The organism is Streptomyces sp. NBC_01454 (assembly GCF_036227565.1).
Classification (GTDB): domain Bacteria; phylum Actinomycetota; class Actinomycetes; order Streptomycetales; family Streptomycetaceae; genus Streptomyces.
Genome location: NZ_CP109460.1, coordinates 6,617,371 through 6,644,053, shown reverse-complemented (window position 1 = coordinate 6,644,053; position 26,683 = coordinate 6,617,371). Strand labels below are relative to the sequence as shown.

The following is a 26,683-nucleotide window of genomic DNA, read 5'->3' as shown; positions in this document are numbered from 1 at the left end:
CCTCCACTGACGGATCGAACACCATATCGCGCCGCTGAGCAAGCGCTTAGGGTCCGGCGGATGCGGACCGGACGGTTAATGAGCACTGCTAGTTTTCGGCAAACGGCCCCTACTATGTGCGTCATGGCCCGACCCCGTAAGCCCCTGCTGAGCCGCGAACGCATCGTCTCCACGGCGCTGGCGCTCATCGACTCCGAGGGGCTGCCGGCGCTCTCCACCCGGCGTCTGGCGGCGGAACTGGGCGTCAGCGGCCCCTCCCTCTACAACCACTTCACGACCAAGGACGAGATCCTCGACGCGGTGGCCGACACGGTCATCGCCCAGGTCGATGTGTCGGCGCTGGAGGCGGGCGGGGACTGGCGCGCCGGGCTGCTCGGCTGGGCCCGCTCCTATCGCGCGGCGCTCGCCGCCCATCCGCACATCGTGCCGTTCCTCGCCCAGGGGCCCGGCCGCCGGCCGGCCGGACTGAAGATGGCCGACGCGGCGTTCGGCGGCATGGTCGAGGCGGGCTGGCCACCCGCCCAGGCCACCCGGGTCTGTGCGATGGTCCGCTACTTCGTCGCCGGCTCCGCGCTGGGCTCGTTCGCCCGCGGCTTCGTCGACGACCCGGGCGCCTACGACCCCGCCGACTACCCGCATCTGGGCCAGGCACATCTGCTGGCGGAGCATCAACGGCAGGTGGACGAGGGCGCGTTCGAGACCGGGCTGCGCGCGCTGGTGGACGGTCTGGCGCTGGCGCACCCCGACCTCGTCCCGCCGGACGGCGGCTGACCGGTCGCCCGGCACCGCCCGCCCCGCCTCAGAAGACGACCAGCGCCCGCCCGCCCTTGCCCGCCAGCATCGCGTCGAAGGCCGCCGGGATGCCGTCGAGGCCGATCCGCTCGGTGACCAGCGCGGCGAGATCGAGCGCGCCGGAGCGGACGTGGCCGGCGATGACCGGGAGATCGCGGGCGGGGTCGCTGTTGCCGTAGACGCAGCCGGAGAGCGTCCGGCCGAAGTAGAAGAGTTCCAGGGCGGAGAAGGTCACCTGCTGCTCCTGGCCGCCGATGCCGACGACCGTCGTACGGCCGCCGCGTCGGGTCGCCGACCAGGCGGCGCGGATGGTGTCGGCGCGGCCCACGCATTCGATGGCGACATCGGCACCGATTCCCCCGGTGAGCCTGCGGATCCGCTTGGCGCCCTCCTTCTCGAAGAACGCGGCGTCCCCGGCCACCAGGAACTCGGTGGCGCCGGCCGCGCGGGCCAGCTCCTCCTTCGCCGGCGAGACGTCCACCGCCACGATCGGGCCGGCGCCCGCGATCCGTGCCGCCTGCAGCGTGGCCAGGCCCACCCCGCCGACGCCGAAGACCACGACCGACTCCCCCGCCCGCACCCGGGCGCTGTGGTGGACGGCGCCCCAGCCGGTGAGCACCGCGCAGCCCAGCAGCGCGGCGTCGGCGAGCGGCACCCCGTCCGGCAGCGGCAGCGCGGCGTGTGCGGGCACCACCGTCTCCTCGGCGAACGCGGCGGTGCCCAGGCCGGGGTAGAGCGCGGTGGCGCCGTCGGCGAGGGTGGCGTACGGGGAGTTCGCGGCGAGGCCCGCACCGGCGCACAGCCACGGCTCGGCCAGCCCGCAGAAATGGCAGTCGCCGCAGGACGGCGCCCAGTTGAGGACGACCTGGTCGCCGGGGGCCACCGTGGTCACGTCGGGGCCGACCGCGGTCACGGTGCCTGCGCCCTCGTGTCCGAGGACGGCGGGGGCGGGCTGGCGCAGGGTCCCGTTGGACAGCGACAGATCCGAGTGGCAGACACCGGCGGCGGCGAGCTTGATGCGGACCTGACCGGGGCCGGGTGCGGGCAGATCGATCTCGGTGACCTGGAGCGGGGCGTTGACGGCGGACAGTACGGCGGCGCGAACCACAGGATCTCCTCGGTGCGGAGGACGGGGCGGGGGAGGTGCCGGGCGGCGGGCGGGCTGCCGGGCGGCGGGCGGCAGGGCCTCCCGCCGCCCGACTCCCGCCCGGCCGGCTCAGAACTGGAGCGACTTGGTCTGCAGATATTCGGCCAGGCCGTGCGGGCCCAGTTCCCGGCCGATGCCGGACTGCTTGTAACCGCCGAACGGGGCGAGGGGGTTGAAGCGGCCGCCGTTGATGTCGACCTGCCCGGTGTCCAGACGGCGGGCGAACGCGGCCGCCTCGGCGTCGTCGCCCGCCCAGACCGCGCCGGCCAGACCGTAGACGGTGCCGTTGGCGATCCGCGCGGCGTCGTCCTCGTCCTCGTACTCCAGCAGCGCCAGGACCGGGCCGAAGATCTCCTCCTGGGCGAGGGTCATCTCCGGGGTGACGTCCGCGAAGACCGTCGGCCGGACGTAGTAGCCGGGCCCGTCGAGCGCCTCCGGGCCGCCCGCCACGACGCGCGCCCCCTGGGCGATGCCCTGCTCGATGTAGCCGCGGACCCGGCCCTGCTGGCGGGCGTTGACCAGCGGACCGACGCGCTCACCGGGCACGTATTTGGCCGCCGCGGCGGCCGCCAGCTCGACGGCCTCGGCGTAGCGGTCCCTGTGGACCAGCATCCGGGTCCAGGCGCTGCAGGTCTGGCCGGAGTTGGCCATGACGTTGGCGACGCCCACCCCGACCGCCTTCGCCAGGTCGGCACCGGGCAGGATGACATTGGCGGACTTGCCGCCGAGTTCCAGCGCCACCCGCTTGACCGCGGCGCCCGCGAGCGCACCGATCCGCCGTCCGACGGCCGTCGAGCCGGTGAAGGACACCAGGTCGACGCCTTCGTGCGCGGCGAGGGCCTGCCCGGCGACCGGGCCGAGGCCGGTGACGAGGTTGAAGACCCCGGCGGGTATCCGGGCCTCGTCGACGCACTCGGCGAACAGCTGGGCGACCAGCGGGGTGTCCTCGGCCGGTTTGAGCACCACCGTGCAGCCCGCCGCGAGAGCCGGGGCCACCTTGGCGACGATCTGGTGCAGCGGGTAGTTCCAGGGCGTGATCGCGCCCACCACCCCGACCGGTTCGTGCAGCACGGTGGAGTTGCCGATCTTCTCCTCGAAGGCATACGTACGGGCGAGTTCGGCGTAGGAGGCGCAGACCGCGAGCGGCACCCCGGCGTGCACCGCCTTGCTGAAGGCGAGCGGCGCGCCGAGTTCGGCGGTGACGGTCTCGGCGATCTCGTCGGCGCGCTCGGTGAGCCGGCCGTGCAGCGCGGCCAGCCGGTCCGCGCGCTCCCCGGGCGGGGTGGCGGCCCAGCCCGGCAGGGCGGCGCGGGCGGCGTGAACGGCGGCGTCCACATCCGGCGCGGAGCCGGCCGGGACGGTGGCGATGACCCGTTCGTCGGCCGGGTTGACGACCTCGATCGTCTCGCTGCCCGCGGCGGGCCGCCAGCTTCCGTCGATGTACATCGCGTCGTGCTGCTTCACGTCGTGATCCTCCCGTGGCGCCGGTCGTCGTCCCCCCAAACTAGCGCCGGTAGTTTTGCGGGCGCCAGGGAGCCCGCCGCCCCCCGGCCCGGGTGACGGCGGGCACGAGCCTACGAGATGCCCGCGACCTCCCTTTATGAGGTGGGGGCGCGGCCGCCATCGACCGCCCCCGTCCAACCCGTCCGGCCCGTCCGGCCCGCCCCTAGAGGATGCCGAAGAGCAGACCCGCCCCCAGGACCACCAGGGAGGTCAGCGCGGCCCATTTGACGGTGAACCTGGTGTGGTCGCCGAACTCGACCTTGGCCATGCCGACGAGGACGTACACCGCGGGGACCAGCGGGCTGGACATGTGCAGGGCCTGGCCGACGAGCGAGGCCCGGGCGATCTCGACGGGGGTCACGCCGTGGGCGGCACCGGCCTCGGCGAGGATCGGCACGATGCCGAAGTAGAAGCCGTCGTTGGACATGAAGTAGGTCAGCGGGATGCTGAGCACGCCGGTGACGAGGCCCATGTGCGGGCCGAGCGCGTCGGGGATGCCGCTGACCAGCCAGCGGGCCATGTGCTCGACCATGCCGGTGCCGGTGAGCACCCCGGTGAAGACGGCGGCGGCGAAGACCATGCCGGAGACGTTGAGGACGTTCTCGGCGTGCGCCGCGACCCGGGCCTTCTGGTCCTTCATGTGCGGGAAGTTGACGGTGAGCGCGAGGGCGGCACCGAGCAGGAACAGCACCGGGATCGGCAGCGCCTGCAGGATCAGCAGGGTGAGCAGCGCGACGGTGAGCGCGGCATTGAACCAGTAGAGCTTGGGGCGCAGGGTGGCGCGCTGCGGGTCCAGCGTCTGGAGACCGGCCTCGTCCGCGCCCTCCGGGGAGCCGGCGGACCCGGCGGCTCCGGAATCGGTGCCGGCGCCGCCCGGGGTGCGCGGGCCACCGGCCGGGGCGCCGCCCGTGCCGACGGCGCCCGCGCCGACCAGGACCGGCTCGCTCTCCTTGACGTCCAGGTCCTCGGTCACCAGCCGGGTGTCGCCGAGGGCCAGCACGCCCAGCCGCTTGCGCTCACGCCGGCCGAGGACGTACGCGAGGACGAAGACCGCGACCAGGCCGACGGCCAGGGCGGGGATCATCGGGACGAAGATGTCGCCGGCGTCGAGCTTGAGGGCGGTGGCGGCGCGGGCGGTCGGGCCGCCCCAGGGGAGGGTGTTCATCACGCCGTTGGCGGTGGCGGCGACGCCGGTCATCACCACCAGGCTCATCTTCAGCCGCTTGTACAGCGGGTAGAGCGCCGAGACGGTGATCATGAAGGTGGTGGAGCCGTCGCCGTCGAGCGAGACGATCGCGGCGAGCAGCGCCGTGCCGATCACGACGCGGACCGGGTCGGCCTTGCAGAACTTCAGGATCCCGCGGACGATCGGGTCGAAGAGCCCGACATCGATCATCACCCCGAAGTAAATGATGGCGAACATCAGCATCGCGGCCGTGGGGGCCAGGTCGCCGATGCCCTTGAGGACGTAGTCGCCCAGGTGCGCGCCCTGTCCGACCAGGACACAGAACAGCGCGGGAATCAGCACGAGCGCTGCCATCGGTGACATCTTCTTCACCATGATCAGCGCCAGGAAGGTGGCGATCATGACAAATCCGAGGATTGTCAGCATCAGTGGTACCTCACGTTCGCCCTTGAACATTTACCGGGGGTGGCGGTTCGGCTGACGTTAGGTGCCGCAAACTTTTGTTAACAAGGGCTTGACGCGCGAGCAATACGAGCAAAACCCCAGGTCAATGCGGATCTCTCCGAACGGGCCGCCGCGCCGTCGCGCCGTGGCCGCCCGTGCCCCCGCCGGGCCACGGCGGACCGCGCACTCATTCGTGGCCGGCGTCCGCCCCGCCGCCGTCCAGATAGCGCACCAGATAGGCCCGCAGCAGCAGCTTGGTCTCCCCGACGATCGCGGGATCCCCTTCCGGATCCGTACGGAAGGCGAGCTGAAGCAGGGCGTCGGCGGTCTCGACGCCCACCAGGAAGGCGGTGCGCAGCCGCTCGTCGGCGGGGTCCAGGCTCAGCGGTCCGGCGAAGAGGCCGAGCAGCCGGTCGGCCACCTCGTAGTTGGCCTGGCGGGAGGCGCGCGGGGCGGGAACGGTGAACTCCACCAGGGCGAAGCCCGGCACCGTGCGCTTCATGGCGAGGTATTCGTCGATCACCACGTCCATCGCGCGGTGCCACTGCGACGACGCGGGGGCCGGTGTGGCCAGCCGGGCGGTGATGCGGTCCGCGTAGGCGTCGAGATTGCGCCGGGCGAGGGCCTCGGCCATGGCGCGCTTGTTGGGGAAGAAGCGGTAGACGGAGCCGATCGGGACGCCGGCGCGGACGGCCACGGACCGGGTGCTCAGATTCTCGTAGCCGGTCTCCTCCAGCACATGGGCGCAGGCGTCGAGGATCCGGGCCAGGCGCTGGGCGCTGCGCTGCTGGACGGGGGCGCGGCGGAGGGAGCCGAGCGGCGGGGCGGGGCGCGGGGTGGGCTGCTGCACCCGTCCATCCTGCCCGGCGACCGGGCCGGCGGCGGGTAACCGTGACGTTCCGGCCGCGCGGCCGGGAGTCTTACGTTGACGGCCCCCTGCCGGAATCCTAATGTCTTGCATAGGATTCCTTGAGTGGCGGGAGCACGCGATGACAGGCACGGGCAACGAGCAGGCGCGGAAAACGGCCGAGGCGCTGGCGTACACCACCGGCTTCGGCAATGAGCACAGCTCGGAGGCCGTCCCGGGGGCACTGCCGACCGGTCGCAACTCCCCCCAGCGCGCCCCGCTCGGCCTCTACGCCGAGCAGCTCAGCGGCTCGGCGTTCACCGAACCGCGCGGGACCAACCACCGCTCCTGGCTCTACCGCATCCGCCCGTCGGCCGCCCACCCGCCGTTCACCCGCGCCGCGCAGGGCGCCCTGCGCTCGGCGCCGTTCACCGACTGCGTCCCCGACCCCAACCGGCTGCGCTGGAACCCGCTGCCCGAGCCCGCGGGCCCGGCCGACTTCCTCGACGGCCTGTGGACCCTGGGCGGCAACGGCGACCCCACCCAGCGCACCGGCATGGCCGTGCACCTGTACTGCGCCAACACCTCCATGGACCGGCGGGTGTTCAGCACCGCCGACGGCGAGCTGCTGATCGTCCCGGAGCGCGGCGCGCTGCTGCTGCGCACCGAACTCGGCCTGCTGCGCGCCGAACCGGGCGAGGTGGCCCTCATCCCGCGCGGTGTCCGCTTCCGCGTCGAGCTGCTGGACGCCGCGTCCGACGGACAGGGCCCGACCGCGCGCGGCTATGTCTGCGAGAACCACGGACGGCCCTTCCAGCTCCCCGACCTCGGCCCGATCGGCGCCAACGGCCTCGCGAACACCCGGGACTTCCGCGCGCCGGTCGCCGCCTACGAGGATGTCGAGGGCCCCGTCGAGGTCGTCAACAAGTTCTGCGGCCACCTCTGGACCGCGACCTACGACCACTCACCGCTGGATGTCGTCGCCTGGCACGGCAACCACGTCCCGTACGTCTACGACCTGCGCCGCTTCAATGTCCTCGGCTCGATCAGCTACGACCACCCCGACCCGTCGATCTTCACCGTCCTCACCTCCCCCTCCGACACCCCGGGGCTGGCGGGCGTGGACTTCGTGGTCTTCGCACCGCGCTGGCTGGTCGGCGAGGACACCTTCCGCCCGCCGTACTTCCACCGCAATGTGATGACCGAGTACATGGGTCTGATCGAGGGCGCCTACGACGCGAAGGCGGCCGGCGAAGGCGGCTTCGTCCCGGGCGGCGGCTCACTGCACAACATGATGTCGGCGCACGGGCCGGACCGGGAGACCTTCGACCGCGCGAGCGACGCCGAGCTCCAGCCGCAGAAGGTCGACGACGGCCTGGCCTTCATGTTCGAGACCCGCTGGCCGCTGACGCTCACCGAACAGGCCCGGGACGCCGGCCATCTGCAGCGGGGTTACGACGACGTATGGCAGGGTCTCCAGCGCCATTTCCGCCCGTGACACCGGGGAAGACCTCGTGACCACCTTCGCTCCCGACTCGCTCGACCTGAACCGCAAGCTGCCGCTGTGGTACCAGGTCTCGCAGTCGCTGCGCGCCTCCATACTCGGCCGCTCCCCCGAGGCGCCGCTGCGGCTGCCCACCGAGGATGCACTCGCCGCGCACTACGGCGTGAGCGTCCTGACCATGCGCCAGGCCCTCAAGGAGCTGGAGACGGAGGGGCTGATCAGCCGGCACCGGCGCCGCGGCACCTTCATCGAGCCGAGCGCTCAGCGCGGTGCGCCGGTGCGGCTGCTGGGTTCCGTGGACGCGATCGTGGCCCAGCAGTCCGGGATGAGCACCGAGCTGCTGGGCCACGGCCCCACCACCGTGCCGGCCGAACTGTCCGGGTACTTCCCCGGCATGGCCGAGGTGACGGGCTTCCGCCGGCTGCGCGGCGACGAGGAGACCGGCGAGCCGACCAACCACGCCCACAACTACGTACGTCCCGAGATCGCCGCCCGGATCGACCCGGCGGACCTGACCCGCTGGCCGATGACGAAGGTGCTGCGGGACGTGGTGGGCGTACGGATCAGCCGGATCACCGACACCGTCGAGGCGCGACTGGCCGACCCGGAGACCGCCCGGCTGCTGCGGATCCCGCTGCTCAGCCCGATCCTGCACTACACGGGCATCACCTACGACGAGGACGGCCACGCAGTCGATGTGGCCCGAATCCACTACAGGGGCGACCGCTTCTCCTTCACGGTGTCGCTTGACGCTTAGCTTTCTTCCCACGTTGTTGGCTTTCCCGCCGTGGTGGCTTGTCGCCGTTGCGCCTGCGGCGGGCGGGTGGGTGTCGGGTGCGGTGACGGGCCTCCGGGGGTGGGTGTTCGGACTGCTTCGCTTTACGTCCGAACACCCACCCCCTCCGGCCCGTCCCCTCCCGTGAGGGGAGAAGTATCGGTGAGTGGGGGCGGGCCATGGATGCTCGTTTCCTTACGAGGCACCAGGCGCACCGCACCACTTGCCGCCACCCCCACCGGCCTTCTTCCCCTCCCACAACGGGAGGGGGCGGGCCGGAGGGGCCGGTGTGTGGGACGTAAAGCGAAGCAGTCCCACACACCGGCCCCGGAGGCCCGTCACCGCACCCCGACAGCCCCGCGCAGCGGACCCCCGCCCGCCGCAGGCGCAACGGCGAGACGAACCACGACGCCGCAGACGACAACGCGGGAACCAGCCCCGCGCAGCGGAGAGGCGCAACGACGGGAAATCCAAAATCGGGCCGAGACAAAGCGCAGCGAACAGGCAACGGCGAGCGCACCGCGAAGCGGGCGACAAACGGCGAGCAACCAACACGGCGGGAAAGCCAAAAACGCGGGAAGCCCTCAAATCCGCTCGAGGCTGAGCCCCGTCGTGCGCGGCCCCAGCAGCGCCACGTCCAGGCACAGCAGCAGCATCAGGCCCGCCGAGCCGGTGAACACCGCGGCCGCCCCGAAGTCGTCGAGCACGCTCAGCGCGACGAACGGCAGTACGACCGAGGTGAGCCGGGACAGCGAGTAGGCGATACCGATGGCGCTGCTGCGCAGGGCGGTCGGGAAGAGCTCGGTCTGGTAGACGTGGAAGGCGTTGGAGAAGATGTTGCTGCACACCGTCAGCAGAAAGCCGAAGGTGACGACGGCCCAGGCCGCGGTGGCGAATCCGAAGGCCAGACCACAGCCGGCGATGCCGAGCGCCGAGGCGATGATCAGCGTCCGGCGCTCGACCCGGTCGATCAGCGGGACCGACAGCGCGGAGCCGGCCGGATAGCCGCAGAAGCTCAGCGCCGCGTACAGCAGCGACTCGGTGACGGTGTGCCCCTTCGCGGTGAGCACCACCGGCGCCAGCGACCCGAAGCCGTAGTAGCCGACGGTCTGCAGCACCTGGAAGAGCCACCACATCACGGTCCGCCGCCGCCAGGTGCCCCGGAACATCTCCCCCAGCGGCACCCGCCGTTCCCAGACGGTCTCCGTCTCGGGTACCGACGGCAGGCTGCCGCCGCTCTCCCGGGCCACCCGCTCCTCCAGCTCCGCCACGATCCGTTCGGCCTCCGCGTCGCGGCCCTGCACCGCCAGCCACCGCGGTGACTCCGGAAGCCGGCGCCGCATCAGCTGAAGGAACGCGGCGCCCAGCGCACCGGCGAGCAGCAGCCAGCGCCAGCCCTCGAGGCCCAGCAGCCGGTGGGCGGCCACCAGGCGGGCCCCGAGCAGCGCGGCGACCGGCACGCCCACGAAGCCGATGGTGTAGGCCCAGGCGAGGTAGCGCCCGCGCACCGCCCGGGGCAGGAACTCGGCGAGATAGGTGTCCACCAGCACGAGTTCGGCGCCGAGCCCCAGCCCGGCCGCGAAGCGCAGCGGCAGCAGCCACGACAGATCCGGCGCACCGGCGCTCAGCAGCGAGAAGAACGAGTAGGCGGCCAGATTGACCAGGAACATCCGGCGCCGCCCGAAGCGGTCGGCGAGCACCGAGAGCACATTCGCGCCGACGAACATCCCGAGGAAGCCGGACGCGATCACCCAGGACGTCGCGGTGTGCCCCAGGTGCCACTGCCCGGCCAGCACCGCGGCCAGCACCCCGCCCAGAAACAGCTCGTAGAGGTCGAAGAAGGCACCGATGCCGACGACGAGGGTGAGACGGCGGTGCCACCGCGACGGCGGCAGCCGGTCGAGCCGTGCGGCGGCCCGGGTGCCGAGGGCCGTCCCCCCGCGCCGGTCCGGCGTGGGCGAGGTGGTGTCCCGCATGACGCTCCTCCCCTGAGCAGGTCCCGGCACACCGCACGGAGCCAGGTCCGCACCGTGTGGCCGGGCGTACGGCGAGGACCGTACTCCGCCAAGATCAGCAAGCGGAAGACCGCGGGGAGACCCGCCCCCAAGGAGTGGCGTGACCGGCGGAGGCGGTACGCCCGCCGGGCCCCGTGGTTACCATGCCGGGGTCAACCGAACGGTCCGGGAGGGGCTCCGCGTGACGGCGAAGCAGGACGCGCCACGGCTGTCCGATCTCATGCCGTGGTCCGTGGCGCCGCTGCGGCTCGGCCGTTCCTGGGTGCGCTCGCCGGACCCGGCGACCCTGCGGGCCCGCTGGACGGCGCTGGTGGAAGCCGGCGACACGGCCGCCCGCGAGCGCCTGTTCCGGCCGTCCCGGGCCCGCACCCTGCACTCCGCCGTCGGCCAGCTGCCGGGCCAGGCCACCCCGACCGGGCGGCTCCACCGCGCGAGCGGGCCCTGTCCCGAGCCGGTACGGATCCTGCACGGCCCGTTCGACCAGCAGTGGCTGCTGCCCGACCACCGGCTGATCGACGGGGCCCGGCCGGAGCTGTGGCGGGTGGCCGACGAACGGCAGCTGTTCGTCGTCGAGTGGGGCCAGGTCCCGCAGCTGCCCGGGCCTCCGGTGGTGTGCACCACGCTGCTGCCCGACGGACGCTCCCCGGCCGGCCGCCCCGGCCGGATCCGCCCGTTCTACCGGCGGCCCGGCGGCCAGGAGCCGAACCTCGCGCCCGGCCTGCTCGCCCTGCTCGGCCGGCGCCTGGACCGCGCGGTGCGCCCCGCCGACCTGCTCGCCTGGCTCACCGCGAGCGCCCGGCACTCCCCCGACGGCTGCACGGTGCCGCTCACCGCCGACCCGGAGGTCTGGGAGCGCGGTGTCGCGCTCGGCGGGCGGCTGCTGTGGCTGTGGACCCGGGGCGCCCACGCCGTCGGGACCCCGGGCGGGCCCGGCGTCGAGCGGCCCCGGATGCCCGGCGGCCGCCGCCCCTACGTCCGTTCCGCGCTCCCCGCCCACGGGCTGCCCCCGTCGCCCGGCTACGACCCGCAGGAGGAGGCGCTGCTGCTGGGCGACGGCCGGATCTCCCCGGTGCCCGCGGGCGCCTGGGACTTCCACGCGGGTGGGCTGCGTGTCCTTGAGACCTGGTGCGCCGAGCGCACCGGCACCGCCGCGGAAGAGCCGGAGCCCGGCTCCCTGGCGGCGCTGCGCCCCACGAGCTGGCTCCAGGAGTGGACCTCGGAGCTGCTGGAGCTGCTGACCGTGCTGGCGCTGCTGGCCGAACTCGTTCCACAATGTGCGGAGTTGCACCGTGCCACGGACGAGGGCCCGCAGCTCGCGGCGGGTGAACTCCGGGCGGCCGGCATCCTGCCCGCGCCGGTCCACGCACACCGGCCGGCCTCGGTGCTCGATCATCACGAGGAGGGGCCGGAGGGGCAGTTCGCGCTGCTGTGAGCGCGCGGCCGACCGGGTGCGCACACAAGAAACCACCCGTCGCGGCGCAACGGGTGGTGGGGAGTCCTGCGCCGGCCGGGTGGGGACGGGGCCGGACGAGTGGGCGGCTCAGGGCATCCGCAGGGCAGGGGTTCCCGCCCCGGCGAGCACACCGACAACCTGCCGACGCCCTGGGCCCGATGAGCGAGTGGACCGCAGTGCCGCGCCGGGACGGTGTGATCGCCCGAGATGCCGCTTCAGCAGCGGATCAGCCGTGCCCCCCGAACAGCGAGCGCCGCAGCCTGCGCAGCGGCGCGAACAGCGACACCCTGGCGCCGCGGCTGTTCCTCGAACGCGAACGATCACGCGCGGTCAGCTCCTGCATCAGCGAGGTCGCGCCCTCCACCTCACGCTGCGGGATGGCTGGGCCACCCAATACGGCGAAATGGCGGTCGAGGCGCGCACTGGACGCACTGCTCCCGCAGTTGATGGCAGGGACTCGCGCCCTGCTACGCACTGTTATCTGTTCCATGACTCTCCCCACCCTACGAGGGCACCCGGCCCGGGCAGGGTAACCCTATCTCTCTCTCAGGACACGCGCGCAGACCGGTCATCGGATTCACCTGCCCCGCTTTGACGTTGACGCACACCATACGGAATGTCACCTACACCGCGTGGACCAGGGCGAGTTGAGCGACCACCGGGCCTCAGGGGCGGCCCGGCGGGGTGCCTGACGGGCCGCCGGGACGCACAAGGAGAGACGGGGATCTCATCACCCCTCCCCGGCGCCCGGCGGACGGGTGCTCACGCAGCGGAGGCGAACACCGGAAGATAGCCGCCGGACTGGCCGGCGGCGGTGGGGTGGTAGGACTCGTCGACGGGGAAGGTCACGCTGTGCAACCAGGCGCTGCCGGAGCACAGCTCATGTCCGGAAAAGGTGGCGTTGACATCGGCGAAGGAGAAGCCGTGGTCGGCGGCCCGCTTCGCGGTGACGCCGTTGATGTCGTCGGCCGCGGCGTTGATCGCGGCACGGGACCGCTCGGAGAGGCCGGCGAGACAGGTGCCGTTGAGCTTGTAGAAGTGCGGATAGCCCAGGACGACCACACGGGCGGCCGGGGCCTTCTGGGAGATGGCGTCGTACACCCCGTCGAGCCGGCCGGGCAGGGTGCCGTCGATGAAGGTCCTGGCCTGGGCGATCCGGGCCAGACAGGCGCTCTCGCCCTGGAGCGCACAGGTCGTCATGGTGTCGGCGAACCCGGCGTCATTGCCGCCGATGGTGATGCTCACCAGCCCCGTGGAGCTGCCGAGCGGCCCGAGCTGACTGCTGAGAACATCACCCGTTCGGGCGCCGGAACAGGCGGTGAAGCGGAACGAGGAGGGGGAGTGCGCGGCGGCCCAGAGGGCCGGGTAGGACTTGGCGCTGCGCTTGCAGGAGCCGCTGGCACTGTCGTAGCTGCCGGCCCCGACACCGGAGGAGTAGGAGTCGCCGAGGGCCACATAGCCGGTGGCGGTGGAGAGTTGGGCGGACGCGGCGGCGCTCGCGCCGGTGAGCGCGAGCGCCGAGGTGACGAAGAAGGCGGACGTCAAGGCCGCGAATCGGGACAGTTTCATGGAACCTCCCTTAGCAGGAGCTCTGCCACATCCGTCGTAGCAAGACTCGCGGGTAGCCGGAAGTGTCCATGCCAAAACTCATCGCCAGTTCGCGGCAAATCTCCCGATCCGAGGCGATGTTCCCCCCGATATCACCCCTTCGCCCTGCCCCGGCCGACACGTCCATGTCCACCCCGATGGCGCACCGCGGAGCACGCGGCCGCGGACGGTTGCTCGGCCGGCGGCCGGCGACGTACGGGGGTCTCAGGAGCGGAGCGCGTGCCCTGTCGTCGCGTCCACATGGTCCGGGATCTCGTCGTGACGATCCCCGACCGTCGCCGTCCCGGTGGGCTCGAACATGAGGATCGCGGCGCCGGACGGGGCGTACGGCTTGTGTTCCGTACCTCGTGGGACGGTGAACACCGTGCCCTGGGGGAGCACGACCGTGCGCTCCCCCGCAGGCTCACGGAGCGCGAGGTGCAGTTCGCCGTCGAGCACCAGAAAGAACTCATCGGTGTGGTCGTGGGCGTGCCAGAGATGCTCGCCGTCGACCTTGGCGACGCGTACGTCGTAGTCGTTGACGCGTGTGACGATGCGGGGGCTCCACAGGGCATCGAAGGAGGCCAGGGCCGTGCCGAGGGCAATGGGTTCGTTGGTCATGAGCGCCATCATTTCCGGTGACGCCTGGTCAGCGTGAGTGCTAGGAATCGCATATGCCGCAAGAATCCTCGCACGCCGCCCCTGCCGCCGGCCCGCACCGCGTCGTCGTCATCGTGGACGAGAACTCGAACCCCTTCGAGCTCGGTTGCGCGACCGAGATCTTCGGCCTGCGCAGACCCGAGATCGGCCGTGAGCTCTACGACTTCAGGCTCTGCTCGCCCGGTCCTCACACGCTGATGCGGGACGGATTCTTCACGCTCACGGGAGTCGAGGACCTGACAGCGGCCGACTCTGCGGACACCTTGATCGTCCCCAACCGGCCGGATGTCGAGGTGCCTCGCCGCCCGGCCGTGCTCGATGCCGTCCGGCGGGCACACGCGCGTGGTGCGCGCCTGGTCGGTTTCTGCAGCGGCGCCTTCACCCTGGCCGAGGCCGGGGTCCTCAACGGACGCCGGGCCACCGCGCACTGGCAGTGGGCCGACGCCTTCCGGGCCCGCTTCCCGGCTGTCCGGCTCGCCTCGGACGTACTGTTCGTGGACGACGGTGACATCCTCACCGCCGCGGGCAGTGCGGCCGCCCTCGACCTCGGACTGCACGTGGTCCGCCGCGACCACGGCGCGGAGGTCGCCAACACGGTGAGCCGGCGGCTGGTCTTCGCCGCCCACCGGGACGGCGGCCAGCGGCAGTTCGTGGAGCGGCCGGTGCCGGACCTGCCGGATGAGTCCCTGGCGTCGGTCCTGGCCTGGGCGCAGGAGCGACTGGACGCACCGCTGACGGTGTCCGGTCTCGCGGCACGTGCGGCGGTCAGTCCGGCGACGCTGCACCGCCGCTTCCAGGCGCAACTGGGCACGACGCCGCTGGCGTGGCTCACGGCGGAACGGGTGTCCCTGGCCTGCCGCCTGATCGAGCGGGGGGAGTCACGCTTCGACGTGGTCGCGCGGCGCAGCGGACTGGGCACCGCCGCCAACCTGCGCGCGCTGATGCGTCGCGAGACCGGGCTCACTCCCTCGGCGTACCGGCGCCGGTTCGGTCCGGAGGCCGGCTGGACTCCGGGCATCGTCCACCGGTGAACCACCCGGATCCGTGCGGCAGCACCAGCTTTCGCCGAGGTCTGTCAGTCCTCGGTGGCCGTGCGCCGGCGGGCCATGCCGGGGACCAGGAAGGCGGTGGCCGCGACGGATACCGCTACCAGGGCGATCACCAGTATCGGGCGGGTGCCCAGGCCGAGGAGGCCGGCGCCCAGGAGGCCGCCGGCGAACATCGCGCCGACCGAGGCCAGGCGGCGGCCCGCGACGTGGCTGCCGTAGCCCAGTCGCTTGTCGTGCCCCACCGGTGAGCCGCTGATCAGGGCCGTCATCGCCCGGGTCTCGACGGTGGTGGTGAGGTCGGGCGAGGCGATGCGCAGGGCGGTGACGTTGCGCATGCCTATCGCCACCGCCATCAGACCGACGATGACGTAGCGGCGGCCCGGCGGCAGCCCGCGGGCCGGACCCGACTGCCAGGCCGCCGCAGCGGCGGCGGCCAGCAGCACCGCCTCCGCGACCAGTGCGACCGGGAACCACGGGCGCCGGAGGCGGGCCAGCCCCGACTCCACCCGGGCCCCGAGCGCCGCCCCCAGCACGAAGGCGCCGAGCGAGACGACCGTCGCCGCCACCGGCACACCGCCCTGCCCGGCGATACCGAAGCCGAGGAAGAGCAGATTGCCGGTCTGGGTGGCGGTGAAGACGTGACCGAGCGCCAGAAAGCTGACGGCATCGAGCATTCCGGTGGCCACGGTCAGACACACCATGATCACCGTCAGGGCGGTTCCGCTCGGCGGCTCCACGGACGCGGCTCCTTCCGGCGGGTCACCGCACCTCGCGGCGCGTCCCCCCAGTCTCCGGACGGCGGCCCCGCGGCGGCGCCATTGCGCCGTCTGTGGGCGGCTCACCGGCAGCGCACCGGCACCACACAGACACCGCACCGCCGTCCGGTTACGCCGTTTTCCGGCCGTCTTCGCGTCTTGACGGTGCTCCGAACGCTGCGCGACATTGAGGCCCGGCATCCGGTGCTTATGGGGGGCAAAGCAGCCAATGCACACCAAGACCATCCCGCACGTGGACGCGTACGACCGGCCGCCGTCCGGCGCACGACGCCCGGTGAGCACCACCGCCTCGCTGGCGCTCGGCGCGGCCGCCGGCGCCGGCATCCTGGGGGCCGTCCTGGCGCTCGCCGACATCGGCTCGCCACTGCGCGCACCGCTCACCCTCTTCTTCCTCCTGACGGCACCGGGCGCCGCGATCGCCACGGCGCTGGGCCGGATGGATCCGCTCGGCCGTGCGGTCGTCGCCGGGGCCGGGGCGCTCGCCGTCGATCTGCTGGTGGCCCAGGCCATGCTCACGCTGCATCTGTGGTCGATACGCGGCGGTGTGGCGGCGGTGGCGGTGTTCAGCGTCGCACTGCCGCTGGTCGGCGCGCTGCTGCGCCGGGTCGGCCGGGCGCCCGGAAGGCGGGCGGGCTGACATGGACGTCGCGGTGTACCGCCCCGGCGAGCTGACCGGGGCCGACCGGAGCGCCTGGACGGCCCTGCAGTCCCGGGCACCCGCCCTGGGGGCGCCGCAGCTGGCGAACCCCTTCCTCTCCCCCGAGTTCGCCGGGGCCGTCGACCGCTGCCGCGGCGGGGTGCGGGTCGCGGTGCTCCACCAGGACGGCGGGCCGGCCGCGTTTCTGCCCTTCCAGCGTTCGGCGCTGGGCATCGGCCGGGCGGTGGGCCTCGGCGTCTCCGACGCGCAGGGCCTGGTGCACCGGCCCGGGTTCGCATGGGACGCCCGGGAACTGCTGCGCGGCTGCGGCCTGTCGGTGCTGGAGTTCGATCATCTGGTGGCCGGTCAGCAGCCGTTCGAGACGGCCTCCTCCGTCCGTCACGCCTCGCCCGTCATCGAGGTGGACCAGGGCTTCGAGGCGTATCTGGCAGGGCTGCGGGAACGGTCGCCGAAGTTCACCCGGACCACCCTCGCCAAGGAACGCAAGCTCGGCCGGGACATCGGGCCGGTGCGCTACGTCCATGACGAGCGGGACCCGGCGGCGCTGCCGGCGCTGATGCGGTGGAAGTCGGCGCAGTACCGCAGGACGGGGCGCAGCGACCGCTTCGCACACCCCTGGATCGTCCGGCTCGTCCGCCACCTCTTCCACACCCGCACCGACTCCTTCGCGGGCCTGCTGTCGGTGCTCTACGCGGGCGAGCGGCCGGTCGCGGCGCACTTCGGGCTGCGTTCGGACGCCGTGCTCGCCTGCTGGTTCCCGGCCTATGACCCGGAGTTCGCGAAGTTCTCCCCCGGGCTGGTGCTGCATCTGCGGATGGCGCAGGCGGCGGCCACGGAATCCCTGGCGTATCTCGATCTGGGGCGGGGCGCCAAGGACTACAAGGACTCCCTTAAAACGCGTGAACTCACGGTGTCCGAGGGGTGGGTGATGCGGCCCCACCCGGTGGCGCTCGGGCACCGGGCCCGGCGCGCGCCGGTGCGTGCGCTGCGCAATGCGGTGCTGGCCAGGCCCGAGCTGTTCGCGTCCGCCGACCGTGTCCTCAAGCAGTGGGGGCGCCTCCGGTCGGGGGGCGGGGACGCATCTGCCGCGCGCCGCTGACGTGGGGGTTCACAGGTCTTTGCGCAACGGCGCAACGGGGCGTGCGCCGGTGCATAAATACCGGCGTGCCTCGGTATGTGACGGTGAATTACGGCAAAGGGCATTTCCGACGGAAGATCTTGTCCTACAGTCCCATTTATCAATACCGACGCACATCCACCCGCAACGGACGATCATCGCAAGACGGCTCCTGGGGAGGGCCCCGGCGACACGATGAACCGTTCGGTGCGGTGCGCGGTGGGGGGGTCCCGTGCCCGGTCTTCGCTTGCCGATCGCTGCCTGCCGATGACCGGGGCACGAGCCGCGCAGCCGTCCGACGTATGCCAGCTCGCCCTGCTCGGACGGTGATCGCCGCCGTGCCGACCGGGGTGTGAACCCCCCTTTCGACCCGGATACCCAGCACGGAACCGCCCGGGGGTGGGCGGTCCACCGGACGAGAGGGCAAGAAATCATGAGCGCGTTCCTTCGCCCGGCCGACGCGGACGAACCACCGCTGACGCTGCTGCCGGACCAGTCCGCCTACCGGCCCGTTTCCTCGCATCTGGCCATCGCACCGCCGGTCAGTGTCGTCATTCCGGCGATGAATGAAGCGGAGAATCTCCCGTATGTCTTCAAGACCCTGCCGGACTGGATTCATGAAGTGGTCCTGGTCGACGGGAATTCCACCGATGACACGGTCCGGGTCGCCCGCGAGCTGTGGCCCGGCGTCACGGTCGTACCGCAGCGCGGCAGAGGCAAGGGGGACGCGCTGATCAGCGGATTCGCGGCCTGCACCGGCGAGATCATCGTGATGGTCGACGCGGACGGATCGGCCGACGGCGCCGAGATCGTCAGTTATGTCTCGGCGCTGGTGTCCGGGGCCGATTTCGCCAAGGGCTCCCGGTTCGCCAACGGCGGCGGCACGGATGACATGACGGCCATCCGCAAGCTCGGCAACCGTGTGCTGACCGCCGTTGTCAATGCCAAATTCGGGGCCCGCTATACCGATCTTTGTTATGGATACAACGCCTTCTGGCGGCACTGCCTGGACCACATCGCCCTGGACTGCGCGGGGTTCGAGGTCGAGACGCTGATGAACATCCGGGTGGTCAAGGCGGGGCTGCGGGTGCAGGAGATCCCCAGCCACGAGTACAACCGCATCCACGGCGTCAGCAATCTGCGGGCGGTGCGGGACGGGCTGCGGGTGCTGAAGGTGATCCTGCGGGAGCGGGGCAGCCGAAAGAACCGTCCGGTCCGGCCGGCGCTGATCACCGGGGATGCGCGATGAGCCCGGCGCCGCGGATCTCCGTGGTCGTCTGTGTGCACACCGAGGACCGCTGGGACGACATCCTGGCCGCGGTGACCTCGGTGCACGGCCAGTCCCGTCCCGCCCATGAGCTGCTGCTCGTGGTGGACCACCACCCCGCGCTCCTCGCGCGGCTCGGGGAGCACTTCGGGGGCGCTCGCGCGGGCGCATCCACTCCCGGTGCTCCCGCAACTCCCTTGCGGATCATGGCCAATTCCGGACCCCGCGGGCTGTCCGCGGGCCGGAACACCGGTATCGCCGCGGCCGGGGGCGAGGTCATCGCCTTCCTCGACGACGACGCGGTGGCCGAGCGGGACTGGCTGCGGCACTTCGCCGAGGCGTATGCGGATCCGGCGGTGATGGCGGTCGGCGGACGCACCGAGCCGGTCTGGGCGGCCGGCCGCCGCCCCGTGTGGTTCCCCGAGGAGTTCGACTGGGTGGTGGGCTGTACGTACCGCGGTCTGCCGCCGGGCAGGGTGCGGGTGCGCAATGTCCTGGGCGGCAACGCGTCCTTCCGCAGGACCGCCTTCGACCTCGTCGGCGGGTTCGCCGTCGGCATCGGCCGGGATGCCGGCCGGCGGCCGCTGGGCGGCGAAGAGACCGAGCTGTGCATCCGCATCACCCAGGCGGTGCCCGGTGCCGTGCTGCTGCTCGACGACCGGTCGGTCATCCATCACCGGGTGCCGGCCGAGCGGCAGCGGTTCGGCTACTTCCGCAGCCGGGCGTATGCGGAGGGTCTGTCCAAGGCGCTGGTGGCGCGGAGCGTCGGCGCCCGGGACGGGCTGGCGACCGAACGGCGCTACGCGACCCGGGTGCTGCCCGCCGGGGTGCTGCGCGGGGTACGGGACGCCCTGCTGCGCCGGCCGGGCGGCGCCGGCCGCGCGGGCGCGATCGTCGCCGGGGTGGCGGCCGCCGCGGGCGGCTATGCGCGAGGCACCGCGAGAGCCAGAAGAGGGTCAATATCCTTAAGACATAACGGAGTTGAGGGTGACGGGAACGGCGCGGGCGTGGTGCGTGAGGGGGCGGCGGCGTGAGCGCGCACCCGCCTGCGGTGCCGGTGCTGATGTACCACGCGGTCGCCGTGGCCCCGGCGCCCGCCGTGCGCGGACTGTCCGTCCCGCCCGAGGCGTTCGCGGCGCACATGGCGGTGCTGGCCGACGGCGGGTTCACCCCGCTGACCACCGCCGGGCTCGCCGCGGCCTGGCGGGCGGGCGGCCCGCTGCCCGAGCGGCCCGTGCTGATCACCTTCGACGACGGCTACGAAGGGGTGTACCGCCATGCGCTGCCCCTCCTTGCCCGGCACGGGTTTTCGGCCACCCTCTTCGTGACGACCGGCTGGCTGCGCGGTCCGTACGACACCGGGGGCGCGCCCGACACCATGCTCGACTGGGACCAGGTGCGGGAGCTGGCCGCGGCCGGGGTGGAGATCGGCGGGCACAGCCACGGCCATCCACCGCTGGACGACCTCGGCGACGAGCGGCTGCGGCGCGAGGTGCTGCGCTGCAAGGAGATCATCGCCGCGGAGACCGGGGCGATGCCGGAGTCCTTCGCCTACCCCTACGGGCACTCCGGCCGGCGGGTGCGGCGGACGGTGCGCGGCGCGGGATTCCGGCAGGCGCTCGCGGTGGGCAACGCGCTCGCCGACCGCCGTCAGGGGCCGTACGCCCTGGCCCGGATGACGGTGCGGCGCGGGACGGGAATCGAGGAGTTCACCCGGATCGTCGAGGGCCGCGGGGTGGTCCGCGCCTTCGCCCGGGACCGGGTGCTCACCAAGGGGTACGCGGTGGTCCGCAGAACGCGGCAGGCGGTCCGGCTGTGCGCACCGGGCAGCTGAGCGCACCGCGGCGGTCCCGCGGCGGAGGAGAGGGCGACAGAGCCGGTGTCTGACACGACCATCCAGACCGAGGAGCGTACGGAACCGGAGCCGCGGCCGCAGGACGGCCACGGGACGCGCCCGGGGTGGCGCGGCGGCGGCAGCCCGCTGTTCCGCAACGCCTATGCGCTGATGCTCAACACCGGCGTCTCCGGGCTGCTCGGTCTGGGGTTCTGGCTGGTCGCGGCCCGCTGTTACACGGAGTCCGCGGTCGGCCGGGGCTCGGCGGCGATCGCCGCGATGAAGCTGCTCGCGGGGCTGACGGCGCTGACCCTGACCGGTGCGCTGGCCCGCTTCCTCCCGGTCGCCGGGCGGGGCACCGCACGGCTGGTGCGGCGGGCCTACGCGGGCAGTTCGGTGGTGGTGGCCGTGGCCGCGGCCGTCTTCCTGCTGACCCTCGACACCTGGGGTTCCTCGTACGGCTTTCTGCACGGCCCGCTGCCGGGGCTGGGCTTCGCCCTGGCCGTGGTCGCCTGGTCGCTGCTCACCCTGCAGGACGGCGTGCTGACCGGACTGCGCAGCGCCCTGTGGGTGCCGGCCGGCAACCTCGCCTTCTCCACGGTGAAGTTGGGGCTGCTGGTGGCGTTCGCCGCCCTCCTCCCCACGGCCGGGGTGTTCGTCTCCTGGGCCGCGGCGATCGCGGTGTCGGTGCTTCCGCTGGGCTGGCTGGTGTTCCGGCGGCTGGTGCCCCGGCATGTGGCGGCCACCCACCGGACCGCCCGGCCGCCGTCGCTCGGGGAGATGGGCCGGTTCCTGGCCGGCGACTCCACCGGGTCGCTGTTCTCGCTGGCCGTGGTCTATCTCGTGCCGGTACTGGTGGCCGCGCAGGTGGACGCGGCGGACAACGCCTACTTCTACATCACCACCACCATCGCCGGCACGGTCAATCTGCTCGCCCTCAACATGGGCGCCTCGCTGACCGTCGAGGGCGCGCACGACCCGGCGCAGCTGGCCCGGCACACCCGGGCCGCACTGGGGCGGATGGCCCGCATCATGCTGCCGGTCTGTCTCACCCTTTTCCTCCTCGCGCCCTACCTCCTGGGGATCTTCGGCCCGGGATACGCGCAGGCGGCGACGCCGCTGCTGCGCTGGTTCGCGGTGGGAGCCGCGCTGCGGGTGGCGATGGAGGTCTACTTCGCGGTACTGCGCGCCCAGAGCCGCACCACCGAACTCGCCGTCCTCCAGGGTCTGTTGTGTGTGCTGGTGCTCGGCCTGACGCTGGTCCTGCTGCCTCGGACGGGGCTGACCGGGGCCGGGGTCGCCGAGATCTCCAGCCTGGCGGTGATCGTGACGGTCGCGGGCGTCCGGCTGCGGCGGGTGCTGCGCGGGGAGCTGCCCGCGCCCCGCTCCCCCGCCCGGCGCGCGCCCTTGGACCGTCCGCCGTTCCTCGCGCGGCTGCGGAGCCGCCCCGACCTCGCCGTCTGGGTGCTGTTCGCCGCCGCGCTCGCTCTGTTCTGGCTGCCGCTGCGCGGGATGGGCGATGCGGCGCTGGACCGGATGAGCGGGCTGGGGCTGATCTCGGTGCTGCCGGCGCTCACCCTCGCCGGGCTCGCCCTGCTGGTGGCGGCGTACGGCGCGGCGCTGTGGCTCGCCCGGCCGCGGCGTGTGCTGCTCACCGTCGTCCTGCTGGCCACGGTGGTGACGCTGCACGCACTGCCGGCCGTGCTGGAGAGCGAGCCGCGCTTCCCGACGGCCTGGCAGCATCTGGGCTTCCTGGACCACCTGGCCCGGACCGGCACCGCCGTGCCCGACCTGGACGCCCGCTGGAGCTGGCCGGGCTTCTTCGCCGGGGTGCAGTTCCTCGCCGGAGCCTGCGGCGTCACCGACTTCACCGAGGTGCTGCGCTGGTGGCCGACGGTGCTCCAACTGCTCTGTCTGGCACCGCTGTTCCTGTTGTTGCGGGCGATCCGGGCGAGCTGGCGGGCGACGTGGTGTGCGGCGTGGCTGTTCGCGCTGTGCGGCTGGGTCGGCCAGGACTACTTCTCCCCGCAGGGGTTCACCTACCTCCTCTACCTCGCGTTCGTGGCGATCCTGCTGGTGTGGTTCCGCGCACCGCGCCCGCTGGGCGGCCGGCGGCTGCCGGGCGAGCGGGAGGTGCGGGCGGCCGGCCGCGGCCGGCTGGTGGTGCTGCTCGGGGTGCTGATCGCGCTGTTCGTGGCGTCGGTGGCGGGCCATCAGCTCACCCCGTTCGTGATGCTCGGTGTGCTGACCGCCCTCGTGCTGGTCCACCGCTCCAGCCTCCCCGGCCTTCCGCTGCTGCTGGGCGTGCTGGTCGTGGCCTGGGTCGGGTTTCTGGCGGAGCCCTACTGGTCGGGGCATCTGGGCGAGCTGTTCGGCGGGCTCGGCGGTGTCGGCGGCAATCTGTCCTCCTCCGTCACGGACCGGATCGCCGGCGATCCCACGCACAAGCTGGTGCTCTACACCCGGGTGGCGCTGGCCGGCGGGGTGCTGGCGCTGGCCTGCTGGGGGGTGCTGCGGCGGCGGGCGGCGGGCTTCACGGAGCGTGCGCTGCTGGTGCTGACGTGCGTGCCGTTCCTCGCCTTCGGGATGCAGTCCTACGGCGGCGAAATGGCGCTGCGGGTCTTTCTGTTCGCGCTGCCGGGCGCCTGTGTGCTGGCGGCGCTGGCCCTGTTCCCGCGCGGTGCGGACCGGCGTGGGCTGGGGCCGCTCGCCGCGCTGCTGACGGGGCTGGTGCTGGCCGTCGGCTTTCTCGTCGCCCGCTGGGGCAACGAGCCGTTCGAACGGATCCGGCCGGGTGAGGTCGCGGCGATGGACTACGTCTACGCCCATGACCGGCCGACGGTGCGGCTGCTGTGGCTGAGCGACGACCCGGTCAACAGCGTCACCCCGGACATGCCCTGGGGCGCCAGGGACATGGAGCGGGTGCAGTACGAACCGGTCCTGGCGCCGCGCGCCCCGGACCGCGTCGGCCCGCTGCTCTCCGCGCTGCGGCACGCGGGACCGCAGTCGTACCTCCTCGTCAACCACGGGCAGGCGGAGTCGCTGCGGCTGGATTCCGGCTACCGCCCGGGCTGGGAGGGGCGGCTGCGCGGTGCGCTGGACGGGCGCCCCGAACTGCGGCGGGTGCTGTCCAACCGGCATGCGGCGGTGTACGAGCTGACCCGGCAGCCGGCGGGCACGGCGCCCCCGCCCCGCCCCGGCCGGCCCGGCCCGCAGGTGACCTGGACGCCGTGGTCGGTGCTCGGGGCGCTGGCGGGGCTCGCGCTGGTCCTGGTACTGACGGCCCGTGAGGTGCTCCGGGTCGCGGTCCTGCCGAGTCCGCGTCAACTGCACTGGATGCAGGGGATGTTCTGGTTCTCGCTGCCGCTGCTGGTGGTGTTCCTGGCGTCGCTGGTACAGCGGTTCCTGACGATGTCATGAGGCCGGGAGGAGGGGCTCGGGACGGGCCCGGCCCCTCAGCAGGGGTCACGGGCGGTCGAGCCACCGCACGTCATACCCCGCCAGGGTGACGCTCCTGCCGTCCACCGTCACCGTGGAGCGCCGCGTGCCGGTGTTGACCAGCAGCGCGGTGCGGTCGTCGGCCAGGCCCCGGATCTCCGGTCGGCCGGTGTCGAGGTCGTGCGGGCCGCTCCCCGGCGGAAAGGCGCGCGCGAAGCGGGACAGCAGCGTCATCATCGGCAGTTCCTTGCCCCCGTCGTCGAGCCGGGTGCTGGTCCACAGGCATCCGGGGCAGTCGGCGCCCGCAGTCTCCGGGTTCCAGTAGAAGCCGCCGGCGGCACCGCCGGCCGTCATCTCGATCAGGGCGGTGGCCTGCGCGGCGATACGGGTGCGCTCGCTCCACCGGGCCCGGTCGTCGTTCTCGTCGGCGACCTCCACGTACCACTCCGCCCACCACAGCGGCAGCCCGCTCTCCTTGCGCAGCCGACGCCCCACATCGGCGAACTTCTGGGCGGCGGCGAACGGGTCGGGGGCGTAGCGGTCGTCCTTGCTGTAGCTGGAGCCGTCGACGGCCACGAAATCCGCGCCGGTCTTGTGGCGGTTCCAGTAGGTGAAGGCATCGAGGGTGCGCCGGTCGATGCTTCCCCAGGGGCCCTTGAGGTCGGAGGCGTAGGTGTCGTCGCCCGGAACATGGCTGTCCATCACCAGATAGGGGCCGCCCACCTGATTGCCGCTGTTCACCTTCTTCACCGCGCGGTAGACGAGGTTGTAGAGGCGGGTGTAACCCTCGTAATTCCAGCGGCCCTTGGTGTCGTCGAAGAATCCCTTGAATTCATTCCAGACGACATAGTGGCGGACGTCGGGAAATCGCTGGGCGATCTTTCCGGCGAGGGCGGCGAAGTCCCCGTAATGCTGCGGGTCGGGCGCCTTTTCCAGGGCGCTCCAGTCGGTGTGACCGGCCTTGCCGCCCTTCATCCAGTCGGGCGCGCAGCACAGGGTCAGCACGGGCGTGCCGCCGGTGCGCCGGATCAGCGCGAGACGACGGTCCAGGTCGGCGAAGTCGTAGTGCCCGGGGCTCGGCTCGGGGTTGTCCGCGCCCCAGCCCATGATGTGCTGGTTCTGCGGCATCGGACGGTCGTGCAGCAGCTGGGCGGCCCGGGCGGTGGACGCGTCGGTTCCGGTGTCCGCGCTGAATTGCGTATGGGTGAATCCCCAGCCCACGGCGGGCCCTGTGACACCCGGCCGGGCGGGCCGTTTCCCGTCCTGTTCCCGGTCCCCCGGAAGGGAACAGATGACCACCAGTATCGCCAGCACCGCCACCCCGGCAGCGATGACAAAGGACCTGCTCTGACGTTCCCCACCACGACGGCGCACAATGAGCAGATTAGCCAGTGAACCACCCGGTACACCGGGCTTTCTGAGTAACAGTTCTGTTCTGGTACCGGGAAAACGCCGGGATAATCCGTGTACGCGCGGGGCCGTCGTGACCGATCATGGCGGTATGTGTGCCGATCATGTCCAGCCGTCCGCCACCGAGGAGTCCCTTCCGCTCCGGCTGACCATGGACGACAGCGATTCACCGTCCGATGTCGTCGATGCGCTCTTCCTGGGACGGTTCGCCAAGGGGGAACAGCCCTTCGCCCGGAGCCGGTCCGTGGACCGGGTGCGGTTCGGGCTGACGCTGCTGCCACCGGGCGCCCGGATCCTGCGCGCGGCGCGGGACGAGGACCGCAGCGCCACGCTCGCCGAGGGTGACGGCTACACGCTGCTGGTCTCCCGCTGGAACCGCGGCGCCGATGTGACGGTCACCGCCGTCACCGACGACCTCGCCGAGACGGTGCTGGGGCAGGCCACGGACGGCGTCGAGGACGAGCCGGCCCCGCAGCCGGAGAACGTCCCGATGGGCTTTTGGTACTTCTCCCCGCGCCGCGGGCCGCACCGCACCTCCCGGCAGATCTCGGCCGGCACCTGGGAGGACATCCGGCCCAACTACACCGCGCCGGTGGCCGAGGCGATGGACCGGCTGATGAAGGTGGCGCCCGAGGAGATCGCCGGCCGGCTGCTGTTGCTGCACGGCCCGCCCGGCACGGGCAAGACCTCCGCGCTGCGCACCCTGGCCCGCTCCTGGCGCGACTGGTGCCAGGTGGACTGCGTACTGGACCCGGAGCGGCTGTTCAACGACGTCGGCTATCTGATGGACATCGCGATCGGCGAGGACGACAGCACCGGCAAGGGCCGCTGGCGGCTGCTGCTCCTGGAGGACTGCGACGAACTGATCCGCGGCGAGGCCAAGCACGCCGCCGGGCAGGCGCTGTCGCGGCTGCTCAATCTGACGGACGGGCTGCTGGGCCAGGGCCGCAACGTCCTGGTCGGGGTGACCACCAATGAGGACCTGGAGCGGATGCACCCGGCGGTGGTCCGCCCCGGCCGCTGTCTGGCCCGGATCGAGGTCGGCCCGCTGAGCCGTGCGGAAGCGGTGCACTGGCTCGGCACGGACCAGGGCATCGGACGCGAGGGCGCCTCGCTGGCCGAGCTGTACGCGCTGCGCCGCGGCACCCGTCCGGCGTCGGTCCCGGCCCAGGACGCGGGGGCCGACGCGGGGCTCTATCTCTGACCCTCCAGCCCCCGCGC

The 26,683-nt window shown here is 72.5% G+C and carries 22 protein-coding genes; 12 read left to right on the top strand and 10 right to left on the bottom strand.

The genetic code is table 11. The features are described from left to right. Positions 1-123 precede the first annotated feature (123 nt). Positions 124-771 carry a TetR/AcrR family transcriptional regulator gene (locus OIU81_RS29330; RefSeq protein ID WP_329152594.1) on the top strand — a complete coding sequence of 216 codons (648 nt, stop codon included), beginning with the start codon at positions 124-126 and terminating at the stop codon, positions 769-771. A gap of 28 nt (positions 772-799) precedes the next feature. On the opposite strand, the gene OIU81_RS29325 is transcribed toward OIU81_RS29330, so the two are convergent. From OIU81_RS29325 to OIU81_RS29310, 4 genes are all read right to left on the bottom strand, one after another. Next, a complete protein-coding gene (locus tag OIU81_RS29325; RefSeq protein ID WP_329152592.1) occupies positions 800-1,900 on the bottom strand; it encodes a zinc-binding dehydrogenase in 1,101 nt (366 codons plus the stop codon). A 108-nt stretch (positions 1,901-2,008) separates the two neighbouring features. After that, a complete protein-coding gene (locus OIU81_RS29320) occupies positions 2,009-3,403 on the bottom strand; it encodes an aldehyde dehydrogenase family protein (RefSeq protein ID WP_329152591.1) in 1,395 nt (464 codons plus the stop codon). Between the two features lie 202 nt (positions 3,404-3,605). Then, on the bottom strand, positions 3,606-5,054 hold the full coding sequence (locus OIU81_RS29315; RefSeq protein WP_329152590.1) for a CitMHS family transporter: 1,449 nt from the start codon (positions 5,052-5,054) through the stop codon (positions 3,606-3,608). 205 nt (positions 5,055-5,259) lie between these two features. Continuing rightward, positions 5,260-5,922, bottom strand: coding sequence for a TetR/AcrR family transcriptional regulator (locus OIU81_RS29310; RefSeq protein WP_329152588.1), 663 nt, complete (start codon positions 5,920-5,922; stop codon positions 5,260-5,262). A gap of 139 nt (positions 5,923-6,061) precedes the next feature. On the opposite strand from OIU81_RS29310, the gene hmgA reads away from it, so the two are divergent. Both hmgA and OIU81_RS29300 read left to right on the top strand, forming a co-directional pair. Next, positions 6,062-7,417: a homogentisate 1,2-dioxygenase gene (hmgA, locus tag OIU81_RS29305; RefSeq protein WP_329152586.1), complete on the top strand. Its 1,356-nt coding sequence runs from the start codon at positions 6,062-6,064 to the stop codon at positions 7,415-7,417. Positions 7,418-7,433: 16 nt separating this feature from the next. Further along, complete coding sequence (locus OIU81_RS29300; protein ID WP_329152585.1) at positions 7,434-8,180, top strand: GntR family transcriptional regulator; 747 nt, start codon at positions 7,434-7,436, stop codon at positions 8,178-8,180. A 602-nt stretch (positions 8,181-8,782) separates the two neighbouring features. Here OIU81_RS29300 and OIU81_RS29295 read toward each other — a convergent pair. After that, positions 8,783-10,174 (bottom strand): MFS transporter, encoded by a 1,392-nt coding sequence (locus OIU81_RS29295; RefSeq protein ID WP_329152584.1) that lies wholly within the window; start codon positions 10,172-10,174, stop codon positions 8,783-8,785. A gap of 220 nt (positions 10,175-10,394) precedes the next feature. Here OIU81_RS29295 and OIU81_RS29290 point away from each other — a divergent pair, with 220 nt between their 5' ends. Next, positions 10,395-11,645, top strand: coding sequence for a type ISP restriction/modification enzyme (locus OIU81_RS29290; protein ID WP_329152581.1), 1,251 nt, complete (start codon positions 10,395-10,397; stop codon positions 11,643-11,645). 247 nt (positions 11,646-11,892) lie between these two features. Here OIU81_RS29290 and OIU81_RS29285 read toward each other — a convergent pair whose 3' ends face one another. The 3 genes from OIU81_RS29285 to OIU81_RS29275 form a co-directional block, all read right to left on the bottom strand. Continuing rightward, complete coding sequence (locus OIU81_RS29285) at positions 11,893-12,156, bottom strand: hypothetical protein (RefSeq protein WP_189100352.1); 264 nt, start codon at positions 12,154-12,156, stop codon at positions 11,893-11,895. Positions 12,157-12,428: 272 nt separating this feature from the next. Continuing rightward, the gene (locus OIU81_RS29280) at positions 12,429-13,235 is read right to left on the bottom strand and encodes an SGNH/GDSL hydrolase family protein (RefSeq protein WP_329152577.1); all 807 of its coding nucleotides are present in this window, start codon (positions 13,233-13,235) and stop codon (positions 12,429-12,431) included. A gap of 243 nt (positions 13,236-13,478) precedes the next feature. Next, positions 13,479-13,874, bottom strand: a complete 396-nt coding sequence (locus tag OIU81_RS29275) for a cupin domain-containing protein (protein ID WP_329152575.1) — start codon at positions 13,872-13,874, stop codon at positions 13,479-13,481. 53 nt (positions 13,875-13,927) lie between these two features. Between OIU81_RS29275 and OIU81_RS29270 the strand changes: the two genes are divergently transcribed. After that, on the top strand, positions 13,928-14,944 hold the full coding sequence (locus OIU81_RS29270) for a GlxA family transcriptional regulator (protein ID WP_329152573.1): 1,017 nt from the start codon (positions 13,928-13,930) through the stop codon (positions 14,942-14,944). A gap of 44 nt (positions 14,945-14,988) precedes the next feature. Here OIU81_RS29270 and OIU81_RS29265 read toward each other — a convergent pair whose 3' ends face one another. Next, positions 14,989-15,699, bottom strand: coding sequence for a YoaK family protein (locus OIU81_RS29265; protein WP_329152571.1), 711 nt, complete (start codon positions 15,697-15,699; stop codon positions 14,989-14,991). A 247-nt stretch (positions 15,700-15,946) separates the two neighbouring features. Between OIU81_RS29265 and OIU81_RS29260 the strand changes: the two genes are divergently transcribed. From OIU81_RS29260 to OIU81_RS29235, 6 genes are all read left to right on the top strand, one after another. After that, entirely contained in the window at positions 15,947-16,375 is a 429-nt protein-coding gene (locus tag OIU81_RS29260) for a hypothetical protein (protein WP_329152569.1), read from the top strand. 1 nt (position 16,376) lies between these two features. Then, positions 16,377-17,495: a GNAT family N-acetyltransferase gene (locus tag OIU81_RS29255; RefSeq protein WP_329152568.1), complete on the top strand. Its 1,119-nt coding sequence runs from the start codon at positions 16,377-16,379 to the stop codon at positions 17,493-17,495. Between the two features lie 451 nt (positions 17,496-17,946). Continuing rightward, positions 17,947-18,762 (top strand): glycosyltransferase family 2 protein, encoded by an 816-nt coding sequence (locus OIU81_RS29250; protein ID WP_329152567.1) that lies wholly within the window; start codon positions 17,947-17,949, stop codon positions 18,760-18,762. Further along, complete coding sequence (locus OIU81_RS29245) at positions 18,759-19,814, top strand: glycosyltransferase family 2 protein (RefSeq protein ID WP_329152566.1); 1,056 nt, start codon at positions 18,759-18,761, stop codon at positions 19,812-19,814. Before OIU81_RS29250 ends, OIU81_RS29245 begins: the two co-directional genes overlap by 4 nt. A gap of 29 nt (positions 19,815-19,843) precedes the next feature. Next, positions 19,844-20,614 carry a polysaccharide deacetylase family protein gene (locus tag OIU81_RS29240; protein WP_329155443.1) on the top strand — a complete coding sequence of 257 codons (771 nt, stop codon included), beginning with the start codon at positions 19,844-19,846 and terminating at the stop codon, positions 20,612-20,614. Between the two features lie 45 nt (positions 20,615-20,659). Next, positions 20,660-24,034 (top strand): hypothetical protein, encoded by a 3,375-nt coding sequence (locus OIU81_RS29235; RefSeq protein ID WP_443074063.1) that lies wholly within the window; start codon positions 20,660-20,662, stop codon positions 24,032-24,034. 45 nt (positions 24,035-24,079) lie between these two features. Here OIU81_RS29235 and OIU81_RS29230 read toward each other — a convergent pair whose 3' ends face one another. Then, positions 24,080-25,273 (bottom strand): xylan 1,4-beta-xylosidase, encoded by a 1,194-nt coding sequence (locus OIU81_RS29230; RefSeq protein WP_329152565.1) that lies wholly within the window; start codon positions 25,271-25,273, stop codon positions 24,080-24,082. Positions 25,274-25,553: 280 nt separating this feature from the next. Between OIU81_RS29230 and OIU81_RS29225 the strand changes: the two genes are divergently transcribed. Continuing rightward, on the top strand, positions 25,554-26,666 hold the full coding sequence (locus tag OIU81_RS29225) for a DUF5925 domain-containing protein (protein ID WP_329152564.1): 1,113 nt from the start codon (positions 25,554-25,556) through the stop codon (positions 26,664-26,666). Positions 26,667-26,683 lie beyond the last annotated feature (17 nt).

What these genes read in the sequence shown, in the direction of transcription:
- OIU81_RS29240 (WP_329155443.1), top strand. Translation starts at nt 19,844, where the DNA reads ATGTACCACGCGGTCGCCGTGGCCCCGGCGCCCGCCGTGCGCGGACTG.
- hmgA (WP_329152586.1), top strand. Translation starts at nt 6,062, where the DNA reads ATGACAGGCACGGGCAACGAGCAGGCGCGGAAAACGGCCGAGGCGCTG.
- OIU81_RS29255 (WP_329152568.1), top strand. Translation starts at nt 16,377, where the DNA reads ATGGACGTCGCGGTGTACCGCCCCGGCGAGCTGACCGGGGCCGACCGG.
- OIU81_RS29330 (WP_329152594.1), top strand. Translation starts at nt 124, where the DNA reads ATGGCCCGACCCCGTAAGCCCCTGCTGAGCCGCGAACGCATCGTCTCC.
- OIU81_RS29270 (WP_329152573.1), top strand. Translation starts at nt 13,928, where the DNA reads ATGCCGCAAGAATCCTCGCACGCCGCCCCTGCCGCCGGCCCGCACCGC.
- OIU81_RS29250 (WP_329152567.1), top strand. Translation starts at nt 17,947, where the DNA reads ATGAGCGCGTTCCTTCGCCCGGCCGACGCGGACGAACCACCGCTGACG.
- OIU81_RS29285 (WP_189100352.1), bottom strand. Translation starts at nt 12,156, where the DNA reads ATGGAACAGATAACAGTGCGTAGCAGGGCGCGAGTCCCTGCCATCAAC.
- OIU81_RS29295 (WP_329152584.1), bottom strand. Translation starts at nt 10,174, where the DNA reads ATGCGGGACACCACCTCGCCCACGCCGGACCGGCGCGGGGGGACGGCC.
- OIU81_RS29225 (WP_329152564.1), top strand. Translation starts at nt 25,554, where the DNA reads ATGTGTGCCGATCATGTCCAGCCGTCCGCCACCGAGGAGTCCCTTCCG.
- OIU81_RS29275 (WP_329152575.1), bottom strand. Translation starts at nt 13,874, where the DNA reads ATGACCAACGAACCCATTGCCCTCGGCACGGCCCTGGCCTCCTTCGAT.
- OIU81_RS29280 (WP_329152577.1), bottom strand. Translation starts at nt 13,235, where the DNA reads ATGAAACTGTCCCGATTCGCGGCCTTGACGTCCGCCTTCTTCGTCACC.
- OIU81_RS29260 (WP_329152569.1), top strand. Translation starts at nt 15,947, where the DNA reads ATGCACACCAAGACCATCCCGCACGTGGACGCGTACGACCGGCCGCCG.
- OIU81_RS29245 (WP_329152566.1), top strand. Translation starts at nt 18,759, where the DNA reads ATGAGCCCGGCGCCGCGGATCTCCGTGGTCGTCTGTGTGCACACCGAG.
- OIU81_RS29315 (WP_329152590.1), bottom strand. Translation starts at nt 5,054, where the DNA reads ATGCTGACAATCCTCGGATTTGTCATGATCGCCACCTTCCTGGCGCTG.